Source organism: Microcoleus sp. T2B6, from assembly GCF_036700475.1.
Taxonomy (GTDB): domain Bacteria; phylum Cyanobacteriota; class Cyanobacteriia; order Cyanobacteriales; family Microcoleaceae; genus Microcoleus.
In genome coordinates this window covers 1-21517 of record NZ_JAUBOZ010000044.1, presented here as the reverse complement: position 1 = coordinate 21517, position 21517 = coordinate 1, and the positions used below count along the sequence as shown (strand labels likewise).

Sequence of the window (21517 nt, the reverse complement as noted above, 5' to 3'; positions counted from 1 at the left end):
TCTGCGCTCTCTGCGGTTAAAATAAAATCTTAGTTTTTAACCGCAGAGGACGCAGAGTACGCAGAGGAAGAGAAGAATGAGAAAGAGAGGTGTTGAGAATAGGGTTATTTAGAAGTCTGAGGAACTAAATTAACCCCTGGCAGTAACTGTTCTAAATCTAAATCTGAAGCAATTTTAGCTAATTTAGCAAGGTCAGTCGGGTCATCTAAATGCGGCAAAATACCCAACACAGGTATTTGAGTCAGCGACTGGATCAAATCAACGGGCGCTAAATCGGCAATTTCTTGTTCAGAATAAGCTTTAACGCAATTGAGCACAATTCCTCTCAGCTTAAAACCAGTGTGTCTGGCGAGAGCAACATTCGCCACAGCTTGCCCGATCGCCCCCAACCTCACAGGTACTACCAAAACCCCCCTCAGCCGCCAATCCCTGGCAATATCTGCCACAGTCAGTTCCCGCGTTACAGGCGATCCCAGCCCTCCCAAAGCTTCCACTAATACAAAATCCTTGCGCTCAGAGAGGCTTTGCCACGCCGTCCAGACCTTTTCGAGCTCGATACGTCTCCCCTCCCGTTCCGCAGCAATCGGCGGTGCTAGAGGCGCATCAAAGTGCAGCGGATTGAGTTCTTCGGGGGATTGGTCGAGGGAAAACAAACGGGTGTAGAGTTCGCGATCGCCCGTTCCTGTTTGCATGAGTTTCATAAGTCCCAAACTGCGATCGGGAAAATACATTTGCCAATAAGCAGCCAGAGCGCTGGTCAAAACAGTTTTGCCCGCGTCGGTATCAGTTCCAGCAATTAGCAGCGAGTTCATTGACAAATAGCTAACAAGTAATTGGCCTCAACCTCAGTCTAGGGGAATTTTGCCAGAAGTTTAGAGTTCTGGCGATGGTGCGGGTGTTGGTGCTGGTTCCGGTTCCGGCGCTGGTTCCGGTTCCGGTTCCGGCGACGGTGCAGGAGTTGGGGCAGGTTCCGGTGACGGTGCGGGAGTTGGGGCAGGTTCCGGCGATGGTGCGGGTGTTGGAGCCGGTTCCGGTGTTGGCGCGGGTGTTGGCGCGGGTGTTGGCGACGGCGCGGGCGTCGGTTTGGGTGCGGGAGTTGGTGCGGGCGCCGGTTTGGGCGCCGGTTTGGGCGCGGGAGTCGGCGCGGGCGTCGGTTTGGGTGCCGGAGTTGGTGCCGGAGTTGGTGCTGGGCTTGGTTCCGGCAAAGGTTCTGGGTTCGGTTCCGGCAAAGGTTCTGGGCTTGGTTCCGGCAAAGGTTCTGGGCTTGGTTCCGGCAAAGGTTCTAGGGTTGGTTCCGGCAAAGGTTCTGGGCTTGGTTCTGGCACAGGTTCTGGGCTTGGGGTTGCCAAAGGTTGCGGGGTTGGGGTTGGCAAAGGTAGCGGGTTTGGTATCGGAGTTAGTGTCGGCGTGGGATTTATGAGTGCTGGCGTAGTCGGAGTGGGTTTGGGGCGCGAATTGTTGAGAAATGAGCCGACTAAAGCCCAGGAACCGAAGCCTGTCAAGATGACTAAGCCGGCCAGCAGTCCGATCGCAGCAATGGGATTGTCCCAAAAAGACTCGGCAGCAGGCTCAATTAACGGGTCTGGCTGGTTTTTTTGCGGGTGGGAACTCTGGGCGACGGGCTCTGGCGGTCTGCCCACGGCCACCGTTGCTATTAGCGAAGGGTTTGTCGGTACCACTGCTGGCGGCGCGGGCGGTACAGTTGGCTGGCTAGGTTTAGGATTAGTTTGGGCGTCGAGTGCTTGGGCGACTTCGCTGACAGATTGATATCGATCGCCCGGAGACCGGCTCAACATCCGATTGAGCACCAAAGCCAAACCCGTGCTCACCTGCGCTTGCTGCTGCCAATTCCACTGCAGCGTTGTTTGATCGAGCAATTCCTGCGGTTCTTTGCCTGTCAGCAGGACGATCGCCGTTACAGCTAAAGCGTAGAGGTCGCTGCTGGCTGTTGCCCGCCCGCTTTGCAACTGTTCCATCGGCGCGTAGCCGATTTTACCGACAGTTGTTGCGTGGGCTGTTCCTTCGGGAGACTGGACTTTGGTGGCGAGTTCCTTCACCACTCCAAAGTCAATCAGCACCGGCATTTGGTCGTTTTCGCGCCGAATTATATTTTCTGGGGAGATGTCGCGGTGGATGATGCCGCGGGCGTGGATGTGAGCGAGTACCGGCAGCATTTGCCGGATAAATACCAAGACTTCGGCTTCGGTGAAGGTGCGACCATTTGAAGTTCGATCGAGCATTAGTTCGCGGTAAGTCATCCCTTCCACGTAATCCTGCACTAAAAACAAACGCTGGTTTTCTTCAAATATTGCCCGAAACTGGGGAATTTGTGGGTGCCCAATTTGGTAAAGTATTGCCGCCTCTCTTTGAAACAATTCCTTCGATTTTTCCAAAACGTATGGCCCGCTTTGCACCGGAATCAATTCCTTCAGGGCGCAGCGTTCTTGAAACCGTCCCAAATCTTCTACTAAATAAGTCCTGCCAAATCCTCCTTGACCTAAAATATTCACCAAACGGTAGCGGTTTTGTAGGAGAGTTCCAATAGCAATAGGTGGCTGCATAAGTTTAAGTAGAAACTGTTAAAAAATAGACGATCGCTCACAGACTTAGTAATGCTAGGTCTTTAATGCTCTTGAGCAGACTTCACTCTCTGTAGTCCCCAGTCCCGACCAAAGTTAGTATTTTACATTTTTTTGACATTCTTGGACGCCATGATGGTCAGAAACCGGGTTTTTTCACGAAAACACAGAGGTTGCCACCTGCATATCCGATCGAAAACCCGGTTTCTGCGTCAATATCTCAAGGGAGAAATGCACGATTTTTCGTAGAAACCGGGTTTTTTGGCCTTAGCCCTAATAAATTGTCGCCCCCCGGCCTAAGCCCTACATCTCTATAAAGCTTGAGATTATTTATGGGAGATGTCTACTGACTACTGTCAACTGCCAACTGCCAACTGCCAACTGTCAACTGTCAACTGTCAACTGTCAACTGTTAAGCTTTGCTTTCACCATGTCTTGAATTCTGTTACCGTCTGCTTTGCCCTTAAGCTGCTGCATTGCCTTACCCATCACCTTGCCCATATCTTTTGCAGAAGTAGCGCCAACCGAAGCAATCACTTCGTCAACGACTTGACTCACCTCTTCGTCGGACATTTGTGGCGGCAAATACTCTTCAACAATTGCCAACTCCGCCTCCTCTTGTGCCACTAAATCTTCGCGGCCACCTTTGCGGTATTGTTCGATCGAATCCCGGCGCTGTTTGGCTATTTGCATCAAAATTTCCATTTCTTGAGCTTCTGTCAGCGTTTCTTGCCCGGAGGGACGAAGGCTGACTTCTTTTTCGAGAATAAATTTCTTGATGCCGCGAACTGTTTCCAAGCGAACTTTGTCCTTGGACTTCATGGCTGCTTTGATTTCTGCGTCAATGCGTTCTCTTAAGCTCATCGATTTCTACCTTGCTTTGCCCGATATCAAAAATCTGGAGTATGCTCCGATTCTTAACTTTTTTTACAGTATTTTTCCAGTTTATTGCCTGTTGGTGGCATTTTTATCGCCTTGAACCCGGATGCCTTGGGCTTTCGCCTGAATTTGGGGTGGCTGCACTTGCAGCCTCAGCCCCAAATTGACTCTCGCTAGAATTTTTAGACGCAGGGGCACAAGTGCGATCGTACTTCGGCCAGTACAGAGTTCGCTAGAACTCACATCTTGCACCATTCTCAAGAACAGGCAAGATGCCTGTTCCACAAAGAGTAGATTTTCTTGTGGAACAGGCCGAAAAGCCTGTTCCTAAAAAGCTTATTGACAATGGTGCAACTTTTCAGCTAGAACCCACATTCCACACGCTGGGGGTGTCACACAGCATAATTACGCAGAATGCTCTATCTTTACAGTAATAAATTATGCCCTTAAAAAGTAATTTATCCGTTAATGTACGGTATTCTAGTATAACTTATAGTTTTATTAGTGGATAAAAATAAGTAAAAACCGATTGTGACCGTTGAGGGTGCCGAAAGTGGGCTAGAAACCCGGTTTCTCGGACATATTTCTGCAAGTGCTATTCAATTGGCCTAACTTAACACTTGTGGTCGCCTCGAAAGTTAAATCTATTAAAAAATTGGCTAATATTTCTAGTTTCAGATGGTAAGATAGCGATGGAATAAACGTCCTGCAAGAGGCCTGCTGTGATCCGTTCTGCTACTTTACCGCTTCCGCTTCCCGAGCCGCCGGTTTCCGCTCATGACCGTCTGCGGCTGTTCTCCGGTTCTGCTAATATTCCCCTCGCCCAAGAGGTGGCTCGCTATCTGGGGATTGATTTGGGGCCGATGGTTCGCAAGCGGTTTGCTGATGGGGAACTCTACGTTCAAATTCAAGAATCGATTCGGGGTTGCGATGTTTACTTGATTCAGCCAACTTGCTGTCCGGTAAACGATCGCCTCATGGAATTGTTAATTATGATCGATGCTTGTCGCCGCGCTTCGGCTAGACAAATTACTGCTGTCATTCCCTATTACGGATATGCTAGGGCTGACCGCAAAACGGCCGGAAGAGAGTCGATTACGGCAAAATTAGTGGCTAATTTGATTACGGAAGCTGGGGCAGGTCGCATTTTGGCGATGGATTTGCACTCGGCTCAGATTCAAGGTTATTTTGACATTCCTTTCGATCACGTTTACGGTTCGCCGGTGCTTTTGGATTATCTGGCGAGCAAGCAATTGACGGATATTGTTGTGGTTTCGCCGGATGTTGGCGGAGTCGCTAGGGCGAGAGCTTTTGCCAAAAAGCTTGGTGATGCTCCCCTGGCAATTATTGACAAGCGCCGCCAAGCTCACAACGTGGCAGAAGTGATGAACCTCATCGGTGATGTCAGGGGCAAAACTGCTGTGTTGGTGGACGACATGATCGATACTGCCGGCACGATTTCTGAAGGTGCGAGATTGTTGCGCCGCGAGGGTGCGAGGCAGGTTTATGCTTGTGCTACTCATGCGGTGTTTTCGCCTCCGGCGATCGAGCGTTTGTCTAGCGGGATTTTGGAAGAGGTAATTGTTACAAATACAATTCCTGTGCCGGAAGAGAACCGTTTTGAGCAGTTGACGGTGCTTTCGGTAGCGAATTTGCTCGGAGAAACTATTTGGCGGATTCACGAAGATAGTTCTGTAAGTAGTATGTTCCGCTAGACAGGAAAGGCGCTTTTTGAATGTTTGTTTTAGGGTGCGTTAACAAGAGTGTAACGCACCGTTTTTTTGCCCAATAGTGCGATCGTTTCCCGCAAGTAATCAGCCCAGGCGCATCTAAATTTTACTGTCAAGTCCCATCAAATTCTTGTGGAGTCGGCGTCCCGCCCGCCCGGAAAATACAATTTAGATGCCCAACAGCTTATCCAGTTCCTCGGTAAAATAACGGTTATAAGTTTGTAGTAAGGACTCAAGTCCTCATAAAATTCGCTCGGACTTTAGTTCTCACTACGAACCAATGTGACGATCGCCGATCGATCGCACTTGGTACCACCGGAACAAGAGATGGTAAAATTCTATCTTGTTGTTGGAAGAGGGCGACTTTTTTATATTCTAGATAAGTCTCATCACAATAAGGAGCCAATAGGGAAAAATCATGAAACATTCACTTCTACGAACAGTGGCAGCACTGGCAGGTTCAGCAATTTTAACACTTGGCGCGATCGGTTCGGCTAAAGCATTTACTTTTGACGAAACCGAAATTAACCAAGAGCGAGTAATTGTCATCGCCCAACCCCGCCCTTACGGCGGCCACCAATTGCTAATTGTAGAACAAGTATCTGACAAGCGAAAATGCTGGAGCGAAAGCGGATCTAATCCCGTGAAAGTCGATCCGTTATTAGTTACTTTTGATTTTACTGGTATTTGTGGTCGCGCAACAGACAGCAACGGCTTTTCAATTCGCATGGCCGGAACAGATTTAGCATTAAAATACACCCTGACTTTGGAAAGTGTTGATGGTAATGTTCTACTAATGGGAACCCCGGTAGATTACCAAGGTAAATCTGTGATTATCGGTCGCACAAATGGCGATCTTAACGAATTCATGAAAATTACTCTCGATCCTGCTTGGCGCTTGAGTAAAAGAGCTTATCAAGGCCGCACATTAGGTCACTTTTATTTCACTACCAATGAACCCGCACCGGGAGAAATTGGCAATACCGGAGGCAATACCGGAGGCAATACCGGAGGCAATACCGAAGCAATACCGCAGCCCATACCGCAGCCCTTACCGCAGCAATTACCGCAGCCATTACCGCAGCCAATACCAATACCAATACCGCAGCCAATACCGCAGCCAATACCGCAGCCCATACCGCAGGAAATACCAATACCGTAGGCAATACTGGCTTTTGTACCATTCGGAGATAGCTACCGATGATATCTACTCTTCAATAGCTTTCGACCGCAACTTGCTGTTACCAGAGAGCAATTGGTATCTTTAGTTTGGGAATCTTTGAAATGAATACAAGGCGCTAATATCACATTTCCTAGCCATATTTCTATCCGTCCATTTAGCGAAGTTGATATTTCCCGCTGGAGTGCGGGAAAAGTTCTCTTGGCGCGGGACAACAAGATAGTTAGTGGCTATCAAGATGGAACTTTTAAACCTACGCAGCCCGTCACTCGCGCTGAATTGAGTGCGGTGCGCCGTCGAGCGGCGGAATTTGGTTTGTCGGCGGGAATGCAGCCGAATTTAGTTGCTAAAGAGCCGTCTAAAACTTTTTCAGACATTCAGAATTATTGGGCTGCTTCTATTATTACTCAAATGTCTTCTTATTGTTCTGTTGCTGCTGCTATTAACGAAATGGGCTCGGTTTGTTTTCGAGAATTCTGCAAAGCGCAATTACGCGGCGGCTACTTTACGGATGCTGAAATGCGTCAAGGCTTAGTAGGATTATTGTAGGGTGCGTCACGGAAGCGAATGCAAAATAATTGGGATTTTCCCAAGTGACTCACCCTACATGATAATAGTACGTCACAGGAGGAAGTACAAAATAATTGGTGTTTTCTAAAGAGACTGACCCTATATTAAGTGGACATTTGTCAACTGTCAACTGTCAACTGTCAACTGTCAACTGTTTACGCTACACCGTAATCAGTATACGGTCGTTTATATGGGGGTTGCAATCCCAAAACAATATCCTCTCTCGGTACTCCCATTGCAACTAATTCCTCCGCAGGATTTTGCTCTGTCAAATTTTGCTGAAGCCAGATTTTTCCATCTTTGATGTCAATGTGAATGAAGGTTTGATAAATCCGGGTTAAGTGTTCCCAGCCGACATTCATCCACTGATAATGATCTCGTTCTGTGTCGCAGATAAGTTGCACTTCGACTTCATCATCAGAAACATCTTCTTCGGCATAACGGCTCATTAATGTCTGAACATATTGACGATATTGAGCTAGCTTGTCCATTGCACAATCACCTCATTTTTTTGATCGTATACGATTAGCAACACCTGATACTCTTGTACCGCAGTTTGAGTAAACTGAGACTGAAAAAATGTTTGATACACGTCAATGGGTACTGCCAAATACAATTTCCGATTAGGTTCAACCGATGCCAGGCCCAGCCGATAACTGAGAAATTGTCCCAATGCAGCATAAAAGTCTGTAATTGCAGAGGGATTTAGGAAGCTTTTGATTTCGACTGCAATTTTCTCCCCTCCTCGCTCCGCTGCGACTAACCTTTCAGCTCCCAAATCGACCTGAAATTTAATATTGCCAAACTTAAACTTTAGTGGATCGGCAGTAATCACCCACTGTTCTTTTTCAAGTGCCCGTTTTACGGATTCGTGGAAAGTATCTTTGGCAGACACAAACAAATTCTCAGCGCGATTGCAAATAACTATTAATTATACCGAAATCGCGGTATATTGTCAATCGGTACAATACTAATTGTATAAATAGTTTCAATTTTTAAGTTAATTAGGACTAAAGTCCTCATATTACTTGTTTCCTGACTCTGTTTCCTTGCGTTTCTTCTTAGAGGCTGGTTTCCGATTTTTCGGAACGGGGATTGTCTCTGATTCTTGCTGTGCGCTGTCTGGGGTTACTTTACACAAGTCATTTAAGGAAAGTTTTTGCTGGGATTCAAGTTCGTTTAGCAAGTTTGATGCGGTTTCTAATATTTGCTTTCCCTGTCGAACTTGAATAGTAGTTTTATTTTCGATCGCATCTAACAACACAAAAATCGAGACTGTTTGCCAAATATCTAAATCGTCGCCGATGACAGCGCACTCAGACACAATTTTGCCGTTTTCGGGGACGTGAATTCCTAAGCCGGAAGCTTGAATTAACGGCTGGATTTCTGCTATACTTAAATCCGCAAGGTCAGTAATTTTATGTTCGAGCGATACTAAATCTGCTAAATCTGGCAAGTTGACCGATTCGGCCGCTAAAGCATCGAATTTAAAGGTAAGAGTTTGATTCAGCGGATCGGAAATGGCATAAAGTGATTGAATTTGCGATCGACTAACCGCACCTTTAGCGAAAAAATCTCTACCTTGCGGGGCGATCGCAATTTGCCCATTTTCAGCCACCTCCAAGCTTTCCAAACTAACCAGAGTCGCCACCGTAGTCTTCACAAAAATCTCGTCCAACCCCAGCAAATCCGCCAATTCCTTCAAAGTTGGTGCAGGTTCAAACTCAACACCCGCCCGCAAAATGAACTCTTCCAACACGTTAAACTCGCGCGGTTCGCTAATCGCCACCTCCAGCGGAGTTTGGCGGATGGCGAAGCGGAATTGACGCGCCGCCAACACAGACAAACCCGGATTTTGTTGCTCAATTTGTTCGGCTAGCGAACTTAAATTCGAGTCTATTGGTTTAGTTGAGGACGCTAGAAACATCTACAAAACCTCCGCAGTGACGCACCGTTTTTGAAACTTCCTGATACATTTTTCCCACTGTACCTGTTTGTTGGGTAAATAAATCGTGGCAGCCGACAACTACCAGCAATTCTTGAGCGCGGGAAAATGCCACATTCACCCGTTCCGGTTCCTTAGCAAATCCAATATCGCCCCTAACATTATTGCACACTGTGCTGACAATAATTACAGGCCTTTCCATGCCTTGAAATATGTCAACCGTACCAGTGCGGATACTCAAAGCAGGGAATCTATCGCCTTCGATTCTGTCTTTAATTGCATTTAATTGAGCAGCATAAAAAGTGATAATTCCGATTTCTTTCGGTGGTTCACCGTCGGCAACTTTGGGCTGCCAAGCTATCTCCATTTGTTCGCACAAACGCTCGATCGCATCAATCTCCTTGACATTCAACCGCGAAGTACCCTGTTTTTCCTCTTCAAACCCTTGTGCCACGGGCGTTTTCACCCAGAGAATGTGATTATTTTCTTGAATGATTCTACCTGCGAGGTTGTGGGCGCGTTTGGTGTCTGCTTCCTGAATGCCACAGTTGAGTTTTTGCTGGTAAAACTGATTGATGGCGCCCATAATTTGCGGGTGCATTCGGTATTGAGTTGTCAGCATTTTTTTGATGCTTTCGCTGGCAGTTTCAAACAATACTTTGAACAAAGATTCTTTGATAAAACTTAATTCGTCTCCGGTACAACCGATGTCTTCGGCAATATCGTCGATCGTACTTTGATTAAACATCGGCGGCAATTGCCGATGATCGCCCACTAATACTAACTTTCTACCTTTCAAAGCGGGGATTAACAACTCTGGGGGAGTGCATTTGCTAACTTCGTCAATGATGACTGCATCAAAGCTGGGAAAGTTTTTAGTAAAATCGAAACTGGCAGCTTGCACGCAAGTAATGCCGATAACGTTGGCATTGTCAATATAAATTTGCTTTAAATCGTTGCGGTCTTTTTCTGATGGATTGCGGAGTTTTTGAATCCAATCTGTCACAAAGGTTTGAGAACGATTTAGCGCTGTTTCTTCTTGTTCTAATTTCCTCTGCCAAGTTTTGAATAAACGCTTAATTTTGTTCAAAAAAGCTACGGTGAATAATCCTGTATTCGGAACTTCTGGCTGATATTGAGTCGGGATAGTTTGCCATGCTGACTCCCACCAATTTCTTTCGACAAGTAATGCTGCTGTCGGTTGCTGCTGTTGCAGTTGAGCGTTAATTTCGCTCAACTCTGCTTGAAGTTCGGCGAGTTGCTGCTGCGAAGTTGCAGCCGCAGTTTGCAGCGGGGATAAATGCTCGTCAAGACTATTTTTGATAGTCTCCAAAACCCCAAAAGGATCTAAGTCAGCAATTGATTTTTCAAGCTGAATCAGGCTGGCTTTCCAAGCCTCAACTTGCTTGACAAACTGCTGCGGTTGCTCCCAAATATTCGATTTTTGGGCGAGATATTGTTCGGCTAAAATTCGCAATTTTTCAGGGACGTTTGGCTGTTGGACAATTGCTTGCAATAAATTAGTAACTTCGCTAATTTTTAAGTTTGCCTCTTGCTGCGCTGTTTCTACCTGAAGTTTAGCGGCGGCTATTTGCTGCTGGCTCAAGGTTTGACCGATTTTATCTAATAATTGTTGCTGTTTGATAAGCTGCTGTTCGGTTTCGGTTTTCAGGGGAACCACGCACTGACGCGCATTGGCGAGGATACTGTGCAGCAATTCTTTGACTAGGCGATCGAAGGTAGCCTGGATCTGATTTGGCTGCAAGGATTGACTGTAAAATTGTTGAATGCTACCTAAGAAAGTGCGAGCTTTTTCGATGATAAATTTGCGCTGACTTTGGCTGACTTGGGAGTAGCTGGCGAAGTCTTTGGCTAGTTGCTGCCACTGTGTTCGATCGCCCGCAGAGAGCACGATCGGCGTTTGACTCAAATTTAGGTGCAGAAACTCGCTAAACCGGAACTGTTGCCCTTGTAGATCCTTAAAACCTGCGGTTTCTTCGTGGGATATCGCCTTTTGCAACCGATCCAAATCGGGCAAATTGATTTTGCATTTGGGCGGCACGATCGGCAATTTGAGCGATCGGGCAATTTTCAGCAATCCTGCGGGCAATTCTACCATATCATCCGTCAGCATTGCGCCCGTTTCCCAGCAAGTTTTCACAACTTCATAGAGCCCCGTATCAGCCGTCTCAATCCACTGTGCAACAGCGACGACAACGGCTGCAATTTCCGCTTTTCGCAGTTCCAAATTCTTGATTTTCTGTTCGAGATTTTGGCGGTGTATCTGATTTTGCCGATCGCCCAATTCGAGTTGATTCACAGCCTCAGACATCTGCCGCGACACCCGCAACGACTCTGCAACCGTTGACATAGCGTGACAAATATCATCAGCGCGATCGAATGCCGTCTTAAATTCCGATATTTGCGCCGCTACAGTTTCCTGCAGCCAAACAGCAATCCCAAACGCGCCGCAAGCAGGGCGATCGAAGCCTATTTGAATAGCATGGCTAGCGGCAATCCGCACATTTGCCATAAAGTTTTCTACTAAAACATTGCCTTCTGAATAGGGTTTTAGTCGGGGCATAAACTCGGCAACTTCGGGAGATTCCCAGTTGACATTAGGCGCATCCAGCAGATTTTCTAACCCACTAACTAGAGATTCAAGCTCGCTTTTGTCGGTTAAATTCCGTTCATAATCTGCTGCTTGCTGGTTGCACTTTTCCTCAATATTTGCTTTACTGTCGTGCAGGTGTTTTAATTCATTAAAAAAATCTCTCTCTGCGGCACAGTAGGCGGTAAATCGCTCTGAGTCTGCCACCAACTGCCGCAAAGATTTGACATTAGTCAGGCGCTGCGAGAGCTTTTGTTCGCAGTCAGTCGCCGTATTTTGCAGCCAAGTGCCGATCGCATTTTCCTCCAAAAACGGCTGCCCTTCTTCCTGCACCTTATGAGCTTTTCCCTTCCGCAAAGCCCGAATCGCCGGATTGTGAACTAACCGACTCAAAGCATTGTCTACAGCCAAATTTGCTTGGGAAGCAATGAGCGTTTTGCCACCCTGACGGGCAATTTGATAGCAAATCTCCGCAATCACAGTCGTTTTGCCCGTTCCCGGCGGGCCTTGAATCAAAATTAAATCCCGCGCCGAAAGCACCGTTTCTACGGCGGCCAGTTGATCGTCATTAGCATTGCGATTTAATAAGTTTTCCCGATCCAATTTAATCATTTTTTCGGGCATTCTCGCCTGAGAAGAGTCGAATAAAAACTCACTCAAATAGGGATTTTGAGCGCGGCCATCTGTCAGCATTTTTAAAGCTTTTTTCTTACGTTCAATCTGACTGATATCGCCCGCCGCCTCAAAATACAAGAATCCTTGTTTGGGCATTTGATATCTGCCGCCCGCCATGCGAGATCCTAAATCAACATCTAACTTAATCCGTAATTTACCATGTTCAAAGTCTATTTCGGCGATGCTGCCTAATGTCTCTCCATCGCGGCTGCTTCTGCTTCCGGGCGGCGAATCAAACAGGATAATTTCTTCATTTCTGGCTTTTTTCAGCCTTTCGCGAAAGTCGCCCAATTCTAAGGGATTTTCCTCATAGCCATCAAGAGTTGCGGAATTACGCTCAATTTCAAAAGTGACGATTTTGAAGCCGGAACCGTAATTGTGTCCTCGGAAAGGTACACAAAATTGACGCGCTTCGGCGATGCGTTTTTCCACATTTAAAAAAGTATGCCAAACTTTTAGTTGTTCCGTAGTTGGTATGTGTCTGTCGTCCCAAAATGGCATTTGTTGGACGCGGGCGATCGACTTTACAGGAATTGGCGCTCTACTGTTAGCCAAAAGTCGCAACTGAACCGGCAAAGAATACCCATCTTTCCTCCCTCTGGGAACCGCCACCAAACCAGCATCCAGCAGTTTTAAACCGCCAATTCCGTCTTCACAGCGTACAGTTGCTAACAACCGCAAAGTGCGATCGGCTTTTTGCAACAATTGAGGTAATTCAAAATCATCTCCATCCGTAGCAAGCAGCAATTCCCAGATTTCTTCTTCCGAAAATCTCTCATTTACCTTTTGGCGACGCACGTAGAAAAGATTGTGGGATTTGCCAGCTATCTCCGACATCAGAATTTCCGCACGTTCTCTGCATTCCCAATCGCAATATTTCCCTAAAGCCGCTTCTCCTTCTATATCCCGAATAAACTTATTAATTGTGCGATCGCCACTAAATTTATATCCCCAATCTTCTGTTACTAAAGATGGCATATTTAGATTTTAGATTTTAGATTTTAGATTTTAGATTGGATTTAAGATTAGCACATCGGAACTTGTACCGACACATTGGTGTCAATAACCAGCCTGAAACCCCTGAGAAATCTCGCTTTTCGCTGAGTCTAGATCCCCCTAAATCCCCCTTAATAAGGGGAGTAGGGGTTGACTTTGAGTACGCTCTTGTCCCCCCCTTATTAAGGGGGGTTAGGGGGGATCGCTCCCTAACTGTCAAACAGCAGACCCATACTACTTTTAACGTTAAGTTGACACAAATGATGCCGACAGAACCGCTAAATCCCAAAGATTAAGGTGTGCCGAAGCCCACCCGGAGGCGATCGAATTAAACAGTTGAGAATCAAAAGGGCGAACGATGGGACTTGAACCCACGAATGGTGGTACCACAAACCACTGCCTTAACCACTTGGCTACGCTCGCCGTATCTGTTTTAACTATAGCATCATATCTCAGCACAAGTCTAGGGGTAAGGCAAAAATATTTTGAAATATTTCTGAGCGTCCCTGAACCGGACAGATCGATGGTGCCTCAAGTTCCAAGCACAGTAAGACTATAGCACAATTTTCGCTCCGCGCGATCGGCCTGTGCGATCGGCAATTATCTCGCCCTCAGCACTTATGCGGCGTGGGTTCGGCAGCTCTGGCAGCGTCCCGATTCGATCCAGCGCATTAAAATAGCCTTATCAGCCCAGGCGCATCTAAAGTCCAGTTTGGTAAAACTCACCTCTGGCACCATTTTTAAGAACAGGCTTTCCGGCCTGTTCCACAAAGAATGAATTTCTTTTAGGGTGGGCTCTTCTAGCCCGCCCCTAAAAGCCTGATTGAGAATGGTGCAACATCTCAGATGAAATGCTTGTGGGGTGTCCAGCCCGAAAAATACAACGCCAGAAGCGGGACAGTTATGAACCCTCTCTCTTCTGTCTCTTCTCTCTTCCCTATTCCTTCGCGCCGCTTCGCGTCTTCGCGGTTCGTTTAAAAAAAACTCTTCTCCGCAATCCAAAATCTAAAATCTAAAATCTAAAATCGATATGAGCTACTGTATCAACCCAGAATGTCAAAATCCTCAAAACTCCCACACCGCCAAATTTTGCTTAAACTGCGGCTTTAACCTGTTGCTGAGACAGCGATATCGCCCGATTGAACTTTTAGGTAGAGGCGGATTTGGTAAAACTTTCCTAGCAATTGATCAAGACATCCCATCTGTACCGCGCTGTGCAGTCAAGCAATTTTATTTTTACGACCGTGACCCCGAAATTTTCAACAAAGCCGTTGAATTATTTCGCCAAGAAGCCGTCCGTTTAGACGAACTAGGAAAACACCCGCAAATCCCCACATTATTAGCCTGCTTTGAACAAGAAGGTCATATTTATTTAGTTCAAGAGTTTATAGAGGGAGCGACTCTTAAACAAGAATTAGACAAGAGTGTATACGATGAAGAGCAAATTTGGCAAGTGCTGCAAGACTTATTGCCCGTGCTGCAATTTATCCACGACAAGCGCGTAATTCACCGCGACATCAAACCCGAAAATATTATCCGCCGACAGTCAGACAACAAACTCGTATTGATCGATTTCGGCATTGCCAAACTCCTGACTGATTCAGCGATACTCCGTTCAGCAACGCTCATCGGCAGTCAAGATTATGTAGCTCCCGAACAAATGCGCGGCAAAGTATTTCCTGCTAGCGACCTTTACAGTTTAGGGGTTACTTGCATTCGCCTAATGACGCAAGTTCCTCCCTTGGATATGTACGACTGCAACAACGAGCGTTGGTGGTGGCGCGAGTTTCTTCCCAAAGCCACGAGTATTAGCGACGAGTTAGGTGAAATTTTAGATAAATTGCTGCAAACTCGTCTCACTCAGCGTTACAGTTTTGCTACGGAAGTTTTGCAAGATATCACAGCAGCTTTAGATATTCGCCATCAACATTTGCTTTCGCCCAAAAAGCCGATCATCGCTCCTGCTCTTAATAATAGCGACAACTCGGCCGATATCAGCGCGCTACCAACTCCTGATTCTCCGATTTTACCCACAAATGCCGTAGCCAATTCCGCAGAAACTTTTCCCTTATCTGTTACTTCCAATCTCGATCAGACCATGATTTCTGCACGGGGAATTAATTATACCAAACTGCGAGATTTTTTGTCAAACAAAAAGTGGAAAGAAGCCGATCGCGAAACTTGGGGCTTGATGTGTCAATCTCTTTCCCAGCAACCGGGAACTCAGCTAGAAATTAGCCAAATTTACCAGCTACCCTGCGAAGATTTGCAAACAGTCGATCGCCTTTGGTTGCACTACAGTCAAGGTCGGTTTGGCTTCAGCGTCCAAAAACAAATTTACGAAAGCGTTAAGGGAGACTATATCAGATTTTGCGATCGGGTCAACTGGCAAACCTACAATTCTGCTACTACTTTAGGGCAGATTAAATTTAGTCAGCAAGCACCAATCGGACACCTCCCCTCTCGCAGTTGGGTTGGCGGCATTCAGTGGCTGCGACACCTCGATGCCCTGTCAGCAAAATTAACCGAGTGCGACAATAATCCTGCTTGTAAATTGTAATTTGGTCTACCGACTCACTAAGTAAAATTTCATATTTAAACTCTACCTGAAAGCAGAGAAATTTGTCGAGCTAGATGTATCCATCGACCGAGGCTCGGTGCGATCGATTGTCGCACAATGGATGCTGAAGGTGAACACAGCTACAAGTCTGCGATCCTGAGACTGTAACAACAGAATTAAAGAGAGGTATCAATCCATGTTTTTTCACAAAAAACAATTAATGGCTGCGGTGACTGTAGACGAAGCCAACCCCCGTTTTGCCCAATTGCTGCTAGAACAGTTTGGCGGAGCAACCGGAGAACTGACAGCAGCTCTGCAATACTGGGTGCAGTCCTTTCACTGTGAAGATGCAGGGATTAAGGATATGCTCCAAGATATTGCAATAGAAGAATTCAGCCACTTAGAAATGGTGGGTCAACTCATAGAAATGCACACCAAAAACGTTGACCAAACAGAAGCTTACAAAAGCACTTTGTTTGCGGTGCGTGGCGTAGGCCCACACTTGTTGGACAGCCAAGGTCAAGCTTGGACGGCAGCTTATGTCAACGAAGGCGGCGATGTGGTGCGCGATTTGCGTGCTAATATCGGTGCGGAAGCAGGAGCCCGCCAAACCTACGAAGAGTTGATTAAACTAGCACCGGATATGGGAACGAAAAAGACGTTGCAGTTTCTGCTGACTCGCGAAATTTCTCACACTCAAATGTTCATGAAAGCTCTGGAAGCGCTGGGCAAACTCACCGATCCGATGTTCGGCAATATTCCGCCCGATTCCACTGTGGATCTCTACTTTAACTTGTCCACAAATGGCAAGGATGAACGCGGGCCTTGGAACTCGGAACCTACTTTCCAATACATTGCCGATCCCGCTCCCAAAGCTTAATTTGAGATTTGTTTAGGATGTGTGGCTTAGAAGATTTAAGCCCTCTAGTAAGTAATTTTTAAGCCGCGCACCTTCTTTTGTAAGGTGCGCGGCTTAGAAGATTTAAGCCCTGTGTTGATTAATTTCCAAGCCGGGTACTTTGCTTTAGTTGTTAGAGGTGTGGGGAGCATCTCATATTTGTAAAAACACTTATTATGGCTCCTTCCTTCTTCCTCCTTCCTTCTTCCTTCTTCTTCTTCCTTCTTCTTCTTTCCTCCTGACTCCTGACTCCTGACTCCTGGCTCCAATTTCTAGCGGAGGGCTGCATAAGTGAGATGCTCCCGAGGTGCGTGACTCGCAAGCTTCAGGTTGAGGGTTGAGTATTTTTCAAGTCACGCGCCCAACGGTGTTATAATTATTTGAAATCCGGCTCGAACATTAACATCAAATCCATATTGAAATTGCGATCGACATATTTATTAGTCTCTCACGGCAGCCGTGACCCCAGACCCCAACTAGCTTTGGAAAACCTAGGTCAACTGCTGTCTCAAAAATTGGCTGACTCATTCCCCGCAGTAGCAACCGCCACCTTAGAACTCGGCCCCGCACCGCTGCACGAACAAATTTGCAGTTTTGGCGAACGTACACTGTCCCTGGGACTGACAGAATTGCAAATACTGCCTGTATTTTTATTGCCGGGAGTTCACGTCGCCGAAGACATACCGGCCGAGGTGGAAATTGCCCAACAAACTTTTGGTGACAAGCTAAAAATTGAATTGCGCCCGCATTTAGGTTCTCAGGAAGCAGGCTTAACAAAATTGGTGAAAAGTCAGATGGAAGAGGTGGCTTTTCTCCCCAATCTGCTATTGCCAAAATGGATTTTATTATCTCACGGCAGCCGTCGGCCCGGAGGTAACTCGACTGTTGAGAAAATCGCCAGCAAACTCGGTGTACAGACCGCTTATTGGTCGGTAAAGCCGAGTTTGTCAGAACAAATTGACAGTTTGGTTCGTGGTGGACAGCAGCAAATAGGAATTGTGCCATACTTCTTATTTAATGGAGGAATTACAGATGCGATCGCCAAAAATGTCGCACAGCTAAAGCAGCAATTTCCTGCGGCGGAACTTCATCTCGCAAATCCTCTAGGCCCAAGTGTACAATTAGCAGACTTAATTAGGGATTTAATTCAAAAATGAACCGCAGAGGCACAGAAGAGGTAAAGGAAGAAAGAAAAATGTCTTTAGGAAAAGTGTATTTAGTAGGTGCGGGGCCGGGAGATCCGGGTTTGATGACTTTGAAGGGAAAAGCTTTGTTAGAGTGTGCGGATGTGGTGATTTACGACGCTTTAGTCAGCCCTCAAATTTTGGCAGCAATCAACCCCGAAGCAGAACGAATTGATGCCGGAAAACGCAAAGGGCGTCACTCGTTAATGCAGGACGAAACAACTCAGTTAATGATAGAAAAAGCTGGAGATAATGCGATCGTAGTTCGTCTCAAAGGCGGTGATCCGTTTATCTTCGGCCGCGGCGGCGAAGAAATGGAAGAGTTGGTAAAAGCTGGAGTTTCAGTAGAAGTCGTCCCCGGTGTAACTTCTGGGATTGCGGCCCCTGCTTATGCGGGAATTCCTTTAACACACCGATCGTACAGTTCCTCTGTCACCTTTGTCACCGGCCACGAATCAGCGGGAAAATATCGACCGGAAGTAAATTGGCAGGCGATCGCCCGCGGCTCCGAAACCATTGTAGTATACATGGGAATCCACAATTTGCCTTACATTATCGGCCAGTTAACAGCAGCAGAATTAAGTGCAGAAACGCCCATAGCATTAGTGCGCTGGGGAACGCGGCCGGAACAAGAAGAATTGATCGGAACTTTGGGTAGTATTGTAGAGCAAGTTGAGGCGGTCGGATTTGCAGCACCTGCGATCGCGGTCATCGGAAATGTTGTCAATTTGCACTCGATATTGTCTGGCTGTCGGCCTGTTTCTCAGACTGTAGAATAAGCGGGGAAATTGCCCCTAAATCCTCGTAGGGTGCGCGCTACGCACCTTATATCAAATCCGGGGCGTAAGGAACCCTTTTATCATTTCTCAGGCGTAGGGTGCGTCGCCACCAGTAGATCCTGCGGATGGCGACTATTGCCCTGCGACGCACCCTACCACTAATAAAGGGGATATGTTACCCGGATTTGGTATATGTGATACACACAATATTACGAGATCCCCTGTAAGGTGCGTCGCCATCTATAAATCTGCAAGTTTTATCTAAGATATCGCAGCGACGCACCCTACCAAACTAATGACTAATGACTTAACGCGCCACCTGCCGCATATATTCCCCCCACAACTGAGCGGCATTTGAACTACCTCCCCCAGTCGGAGAATTATCATCATTTCCCAACCAAACTCCAGTCACCAGTTGCTGACTCGGAATATAACCGACAAACCACAAATCTCTATTATCATTAGTCGTACCTGTTTTTCCAGCTTCTCCCAACCCCAAAGCAGCACTGCTACCCGTACCTCCCCGCACCACACCTTGCAGCATATCAGTCATCGTATCCGCTACGGCTTCCGAAACTAACTGCCGATTGGCAATGCCATCTTTTTGATACTCATAAATCACCCGGCAACTCTTAAAATCATTTCGATCTTTGCAATCGCTGCTGTCAATAATTCGCTTAATTACGTGGGGGCGATTTCCCAAACCCCGATTGGCCAAAACCCCGAAAGCGCCCGTTAATTGCAATACATTAACTTCACTTTCACCTAATACTAAACCAGGGTTAGAACGCAGTTCCGAAGTAATTCCCAAACGTCTGGCCATTCCCACTACATTGTCTAAACCGACATCTTGTGCTATTCTCAACGCAATTGCATTTTCCGACTGTGCTAAACCCCGATACATATCAGCATTACCGCTGGTTCTTTCGCAGCCGCTGTAACTTTGTCCGCCCCAAGAAAGGGGCGCGCAAGAATAAGTTTTATCGGGTGAGATTCCCCGTTCCAGGGCGGCTGCATAGCTGAAAATCTTAAATGTAGAACCGGGCTGTCTCAAAGCTTGGGTAGCCCGATTAAACTGACTTTTCAAGTAATCTACGCCCCCAACTAAAGCTAAGACTTCCCCGGTTGTACTATTGAGAGTTACCACGGCTCCTTGAGAAAAGCCAGCACTTGCTCCGGCATTTTCAACAGCATTTCTGAGGGAAGCTTCAGCCACTTTTTGCAGGCCGGGATTCAAACCTGTTTCTACAATAAAATTGCCTTCTCTGGCTAACTGCTCCCCCAGCAAAAACTCTAATTCGTCAAATACATAACTGTAGAAATAAGGAGCGATCGTACTTTGCAGATATTGGCGTGCTTTGGGATTAATCTCAATTCGCGATCGCCTCGCGCGATCGGCTTCTTCCTGAGAAATCGTCCCCAGGGCCCGCATCCGTTCGATCACTCGATCGCGATACTGTACCGCCAACTGATAATTTTGAATCGGATTAAAACTGTTTGGCGCCGGCAAAATGCCCGCCAAAGTTGCCGCCTCTGACAAAGTTAAATCCTTCGCAGACTTGCCAAAATAAAACCGAGCCGCATCCTCAAAACCGTAAAGGTCAATTCCCAAAAAGACGCGATTCAAATAAGTCAGCAACAGTTCATCTTTGCTGTAATAATTCTCCAGTTTCAAGGCAACTACAGCTTCCCGTAACTTGCGCCCTGCCGAATCTTGAGTTCCCACATAATCTCGAAACAAACTCCTCGCTAACTGCTGCGTCACAGTGCTCCCGCCTTCGCGAATTCCTCCCCCGCGAACATTGGTCAAAAGCGCGCGCAAAACTCCGATCGGATCTACCCCCAAATGCCAATTGTAGCGGCTGTCTTCCGAAGCAAGTACCGCCTTGGATAAATAAGGCGAAAAATCCTGCAATCGCTTTAATTCTAAGTGAGCGTTATTCTGAGGAGGACGCAGTGGAGTTTGCCCGTCGCGGGCGTAAACAATCACGGGGCCATTGATACTTCTCGGCAGAGGCCGCACTTGAAACTTTGTGGATTCCATGCCTACCAACACGGCAATCAAAGCGGTGATTCCGCTGACGCCGTAAAAGCTGTAACGCACAAGTTCCAAATACCAAGGCGGCGGATATACGAATTGAATTCTAACAGCGGCGGCTAGTTCCGGCGGCCCTAAAGTGAACACGTCTCCGTGACGCAGGGACATACTTTTAACTCGCCTTTTGCCATTGTAAATGCCGTTTGTGGAGTCTTCATCTTTGATGACAAAAGGAGTCCGCCGCCGACTATCCCGCGACAGGGATAAGTGTACGTGACTGACAACGGGATTGCGAACTACAATATCTGAAGATTTGGACGATCGACCTAACAAATATCGATCGCCCAACAGCGGATAAACCTCAGCTTTAGCTGCACCCGCATCCTGCACCCACAGTTCGGGTACTTTGGCATTAGGTTTCAGCGCTAGCTGGTTAAAATTAACCTTAGCAATAGTCTGGACTGCTTGGGTAATCGCACCCAAGACGGTTTGAGGTTTGCGGGGCGGCGGCGGTGGGGTCATATTTCGCTGTGCACTACGATCGAGCGATCGGCTCTTGCACCATTCTACTCGCAACTTTTGGCTAATTTCACGATCTGCCCACACTCGATCGGCTATCGTCGGCTAGTGGCGATCGATTTTGGGGTTATTGGTGAACCCGGAAGGCCTGCAGTTGATTGAGCAAATCTCCACCCAACCACAACAAATCCCGATCTCACCAGGAAATTAAATTATCATAAATTGCCCAAAAATTAATACTTTCGATAACATTTATAGCGGTTCTCAAGCGTGGTGAGGTATGGGGTGAGTCCTATGCCTATGCCCTATGCCCTATGCCCTATGCCCTATGCCCTATGCCCTATGCCCTATGCCCTATGCCCTATGCCCTATGC

The 21517-nt window shown here is 47.0% G+C and carries 19 protein-coding genes and 1 tRNA gene; 8 read left to right on the top strand and 12 right to left on the bottom strand.

Going from position 1 to position 21517, the window contains the following annotated elements; all coding sequences use genetic code 11:
• Positions 1–104: 104 nt before the first annotated feature.
• The 4 genes from bioD to QUA00_RS19435 all read right to left on the bottom strand — a co-directional run bounded on the left by bioD (position 105) and on the right by QUA00_RS19435 (position 3743).
• Positions 105–812 carry a dethiobiotin synthase gene (bioD, locus tag QUA00_RS19450; protein ID WP_333107093.1) on the bottom strand — a complete coding sequence of 236 codons (708 nt, stop codon included), beginning with the start codon at positions 810–812 and terminating at the stop codon, positions 105–107.
• Between the two features lie 60 nt (positions 813–872).
• Entirely contained in the window at positions 873–2561 is a 1689-nt protein-coding gene (locus QUA00_RS19445; protein WP_333204542.1) for a serine/threonine-protein kinase, read from the bottom strand.
• Positions 2562–2984: 423 nt separating this feature from the next.
• The gene (locus QUA00_RS19440; protein WP_190661707.1) at positions 2985–3443 is read right to left on the bottom strand and encodes a GatB/YqeY domain-containing protein; all 459 of its coding nucleotides are present in this window, start codon (positions 3441–3443) and stop codon (positions 2985–2987) included.
• An 81-nt stretch (positions 3444–3524) separates the two neighbouring features.
• Complete coding sequence (locus QUA00_RS19435) at positions 3525–3743, bottom strand: hypothetical protein (RefSeq protein WP_333306763.1); 219 nt, start codon at positions 3741–3743, stop codon at positions 3525–3527.
• Here QUA00_RS19435 and QUA00_RS19430 point away from each other — a divergent pair.
• Together QUA00_RS19430 and QUA00_RS19425 are read left to right on the top strand one after the other, a co-directional pair.
• Positions 3731–3892: a hypothetical protein gene (locus QUA00_RS19430; RefSeq protein ID WP_333410839.1), complete on the top strand. Its 162-nt coding sequence runs from the start codon at positions 3731–3733 to the stop codon at positions 3890–3892. The genes QUA00_RS19435 and QUA00_RS19430 overlap by 13 nt on opposite strands.
• A 288-nt stretch (positions 3893–4180) precedes the next feature.
• Entirely contained in the window at positions 4181–5173 is a 993-nt protein-coding gene (locus tag QUA00_RS19425; protein ID WP_333153616.1) for a ribose-phosphate pyrophosphokinase, read from the top strand.
• A 247-nt stretch (positions 5174–5420) separates the two neighbouring features.
• Here the strand turns inward: QUA00_RS19425 and QUA00_RS19420 are convergent, their stop codons facing one another.
• On the bottom strand, positions 5421–5615 hold the full coding sequence (locus QUA00_RS19420; protein WP_333410838.1) for a hypothetical protein: 195 nt from the start codon (positions 5613–5615) through the stop codon (positions 5421–5423).
• On the opposite strand from QUA00_RS19420, the gene QUA00_RS19415 reads away from it, so the two are divergent.
• Both QUA00_RS19415 and QUA00_RS19410 read left to right on the top strand, forming a co-directional pair.
• Positions 5607–6350, top strand: coding sequence for a DUF3747 domain-containing protein (locus tag QUA00_RS19415; RefSeq protein WP_333410837.1), 744 nt, complete (start codon positions 5607–5609; stop codon positions 6348–6350). The two genes, QUA00_RS19420 and QUA00_RS19415, sit on opposite strands and share 9 nt — an antisense overlap.
• Before the next feature lie 219 nt (positions 6351–6569).
• Positions 6570–6917, top strand: a complete 348-nt coding sequence (locus QUA00_RS19410) for an S-layer homology domain-containing protein (protein ID WP_333410836.1) — start codon at positions 6570–6572, stop codon at positions 6915–6917.
• 176 nt (positions 6918–7093) lie between these two features.
• Here QUA00_RS19410 and QUA00_RS19405 read toward each other — a convergent pair whose 3' ends face one another.
• The 5 genes from QUA00_RS19405 to QUA00_RS19385 all read right to left on the bottom strand — a co-directional run bounded on the left by QUA00_RS19405 (position 7094) and on the right by QUA00_RS19385 (position 13588).
• Positions 7094–7429: a XisI protein gene (locus QUA00_RS19405; RefSeq protein WP_333139447.1), complete on the bottom strand. Its 336-nt coding sequence runs from the start codon at positions 7427–7429 to the stop codon at positions 7094–7096.
• Positions 7417–7833, bottom strand: coding sequence for a XisH family protein (locus QUA00_RS19400; protein ID WP_333139445.1), 417 nt, complete (start codon positions 7831–7833; stop codon positions 7417–7419). Before QUA00_RS19400 ends, QUA00_RS19405 begins: the two co-directional genes overlap by 13 nt.
• Positions 7834–7962: 129 nt before the next feature.
• Complete coding sequence (locus QUA00_RS19395) at positions 7963–8865, bottom strand: hypothetical protein (RefSeq protein WP_333410835.1); 903 nt, start codon at positions 8863–8865, stop codon at positions 7963–7965.
• Entirely contained in the window at positions 8843–13147 is a 4305-nt protein-coding gene (locus QUA00_RS19390; protein ID WP_333410834.1) for an AAA domain-containing protein, read from the bottom strand. The genes QUA00_RS19395 and QUA00_RS19390 overlap by 23 nt, the downstream gene beginning before the upstream one ends.
• A 368-nt stretch (positions 13148–13515) precedes the next feature.
• Positions 13516–13588 (bottom strand) — tRNA-His (locus QUA00_RS19385).
• Between the two features lie 607 nt (positions 13589–14195).
• Here QUA00_RS19385 and QUA00_RS19380 point away from each other — a divergent pair.
• Both QUA00_RS19380 and QUA00_RS19375 read left to right on the top strand, forming a co-directional pair.
• A complete protein-coding gene (locus QUA00_RS19380; RefSeq protein ID WP_333410833.1) occupies positions 14196–15725 on the top strand; it encodes a serine/threonine-protein kinase in 1530 nt (509 codons plus the stop codon).
• A gap of 196 nt (positions 15726–15921) precedes the next feature.
• Positions 15922–16605 carry a manganese catalase family protein gene (locus QUA00_RS19375; RefSeq protein ID WP_333410832.1) on the top strand — a complete coding sequence of 228 codons (684 nt, stop codon included), beginning with the start codon at positions 15922–15924 and terminating at the stop codon, positions 16603–16605.
• Positions 16606–16649: 44 nt separating this feature from the next.
• Here the strand turns inward: QUA00_RS19375 and QUA00_RS19370 are convergent, their stop codons facing one another.
• Positions 16650–16892, bottom strand: a complete 243-nt coding sequence (locus tag QUA00_RS19370; RefSeq protein WP_333410831.1) for a hypothetical protein — start codon at positions 16890–16892, stop codon at positions 16650–16652.
• A 153-nt stretch (positions 16893–17045) separates the two neighbouring features.
• Here QUA00_RS19370 and QUA00_RS19365 point away from each other — a divergent pair, with 153 nt between their 5' ends.
• Together QUA00_RS19365 and cobA are read left to right on the top strand one after the other, a co-directional pair.
• Positions 17046–17780, top strand: coding sequence for a sirohydrochlorin chelatase (locus QUA00_RS19365; protein WP_333410830.1), 735 nt, complete (start codon positions 17046–17048; stop codon positions 17778–17780).
• Positions 17777–18586, top strand: coding sequence for a uroporphyrinogen-III C-methyltransferase (cobA, locus tag QUA00_RS19360; RefSeq protein WP_333410829.1), 810 nt, complete (start codon positions 17777–17779; stop codon positions 18584–18586). The genes QUA00_RS19365 and cobA overlap by 4 nt, the downstream gene beginning before the upstream one ends.
• A 307-nt stretch (positions 18587–18893) precedes the next feature.
• Here cobA and QUA00_RS19355 read toward each other — a convergent pair whose 3' ends face one another.
• On the bottom strand, positions 18894–21146 hold the full coding sequence (locus QUA00_RS19355) for a transglycosylase domain-containing protein (protein ID WP_333410860.1): 2253 nt from the start codon (positions 21144–21146) through the stop codon (positions 18894–18896).
• Positions 21147–21517: the final 371 nt, after the last annotated feature.